The sequence below is a fragment of the Prevotella sp. AM34-19LB genome (assembly GCF_003468525.1).
GTDB lineage: Bacteria > Bacteroidota > Bacteroidia > Bacteroidales > Bacteroidaceae > Prevotella.
Genome location: NZ_QSIG01000103.1, coordinates 1 through 2,243 on the forward strand (window position 1 = coordinate 1; position 2,243 = coordinate 2,243).

Consider the following 2,243-nt stretch of genomic DNA (forward strand, 5'->3'; position numbering starts at 1 on the left):
TTTGTATATTGACAGGTATTTGAAAGCTTTTGCCCTTACAGGGCGAACAGTTTTGCGTCCATAAACACCCAGGGCGATGCCCTGGGCTAGGAGCTTCTGCCCTTTCAGGGCGTGTGGGGCTTACTTGCGAAACTTGAGTTATTTTATAATAATGTATGGCAAAGAATGATGGACGATATATTGAAACAGATAAACGCTGGCGAGGTGTCGGGGGTGCAGTTCAAAGAACGCATTCTCGACAAATATGATATTGCCTGTGAGTTAGTGGCGTTCAGCAATCAAAAATACAAGAAAGTAAACATAAGATAAGAATGGATTCATTATTTCTACTTCAGTTTGCATGCTTCATATTCATGCTCATCAATGCCTTCATCGTAGCACTCTCTCATCTGCATGTAAGATGGGAGAACAAGCGGTATGAGCGTTCACGATGGATGATCGTTGCTGCCCTGATAGGACTGGCGATACAATATGTGCTGCAGATGACTTTCGGGTTCCGTGCTATGCACGATAATCTGGGGGCGGTCATCAACATCCTCCTCTATACCCCCTGCTTCTCGCTCATCTCCATAGGAATCTACAACATAGAAACCACCCGTTCCAACCTCAGAAAGATGACGGGGAAACGACAAGGGTCTATATGCCACGATGAACAGGTGGCGTATAGACCCTTGATTATATGGTGATAGTCGTAATCTACCTGGCATCAAACCAAAGTAGTCATTTTCAGAAAATCTCGCAGATGAATGTGCTTAATGCCATCAATATTGGTTTGACTGTAAAGCCTATCCATAGAAATCACGTATTTGGGATGACTGTCTTTTATCAATTTCAAATTGCCGAATTCACGCTCTACCGTTTCCTCAGAAGCCAGCAGATAGGTAACTTGCACATACGCCACACTATCCGCTTTCTCGGCAACAAAATCAATCTCAGCCTTATACATCTGACCAACATATACTTTATACCCCATCCTGCACAAATGGATATATACAGCGTTTTCCATCACCTTTTCGATATCAAAACGCCTGTTGCCACCTATAATATGATTCCTGATTCCCAGGTCTTCGAAATAGAACTTGTCGCCTAACTCGAAAAGTCGCTTGCCATGAATGTCGTATCTGTTAACTCGATCGATAATAAAAGCATTGCTTAAATACTCCAAATACGTGAGAATCATCTTGGCAGACGTTTCGGTGTTCTGGCTTTTCAGAAATTTTACAATACTCGTTGCTGAGAATTGTTTACCGATATTATCGCTCACAAACTTCAGCAGCGTTCGCAACAATGGTATGTTTCTGATGTTTTCTCGCTCTATGATATCACGAAGTACTATCGTATTATACACATTGTCAAGATAATCTTCTACCAAATCCGTATTTTCCAATCCTAAATTGCGCAACTGAGGGAGCCCGCCATACTGCAGATACAGGTTCAAGGAAGCATCATCATCCTTCAGTTCATGGAACGTCAGAAACTCTTCATAGCAGAGTCCTCTAATGCGATAAGCAATATATCTGCCTCTCAGGCGAGTTGCCAGTTCGCCCGATAGCATCTTGGCGTTGCTGCCGGTAATCATAATCTGGCAGGTATCATCCGATTGGATACTGAGGAGTGCTTTCTCGAAATCAGAAATCTCCTGCACCTCATCAATAAACAGATAGTTTTCCTTACCCTCAACGATGTTGGCTGCTACATAAGCCTCCAGATCCTGATAGTTGGCTATCATATCAAATGAGGTTTTCTCCTTATCTATATAGATAACGTGATTTTCTTCATTCTCAGCGATGTGATTATAAATTCGTCGCATCACACAACTCTTGCCGACACGCCTCTGGCCCGTCAATGCAATCATCATTCCACGTCCAAACATGCGTTCGATACGATTGGAATACCCTAGTCTTTCTAATATTTTTTGTTTCATACGAGTAAAACTTTTCGCAAAGATACTCTTTTTGTTTCACATAAGTAACAAAAACGATAGATTTTTTGTTTTTATTACTTATAATTAACAGGTTTGGTACACATTGCGCCTCACGGAAAGCGACAAGGGTCTATATGCCACGATGAAAAGGTGGCGTATAGACCCTTCTTACTTTCCGGTATCCTTGATATTCCCCCAACCTGCCTGAACATACAGGTTGGGAGAATTTCATGAGATGCTATGAAGCCAGCAGAGGCTGAAGCTTCGTGGCATCGAAGCAGGGACAGGCTTTCTGCATGCCCGGCAAATCGCGGTGACC

2 protein-coding genes are annotated in these 2,243 nt (G+C 42.7%); one reads left to right on the top strand and one right to left on the bottom strand.

Translation table 11 applies throughout. The annotated features are described in order from the left end of the window. Positions 1-311 precede the first annotated feature (311 nt). On the top strand, positions 312-686 hold the full coding sequence (locus DW830_RS15300) for a hypothetical protein (RefSeq protein ID WP_233544580.1): 375 nt from the start codon (positions 312-314) through the stop codon (positions 684-686). A 20-nt stretch (positions 687-706) separates the two neighbouring features. Here DW830_RS15300 and DW830_RS15305 read toward each other — a convergent pair whose 3' ends face one another. Continuing rightward, positions 707-1,924: an ATP-binding protein gene (locus tag DW830_RS15305; protein WP_118417204.1), complete on the bottom strand. Its 1,218-nt coding sequence runs from the start codon at positions 1,922-1,924 to the stop codon at positions 707-709. Positions 1,925-2,243: the final 319 nt, after the last annotated feature.

What these genes read in the sequence shown, in the direction of transcription:
- DW830_RS15300 (WP_233544580.1), top strand. Translation starts at nt 312, where the DNA reads ATGGATTCATTATTTCTACTTCAGTTTGCATGCTTCATATTCATGCTC.
- DW830_RS15305 (WP_118417204.1), bottom strand. Translation starts at nt 1,924, where the DNA reads ATGAAACAAAAAATATTAGAAAGACTAGGGTATTCCAATCGTATCGAA.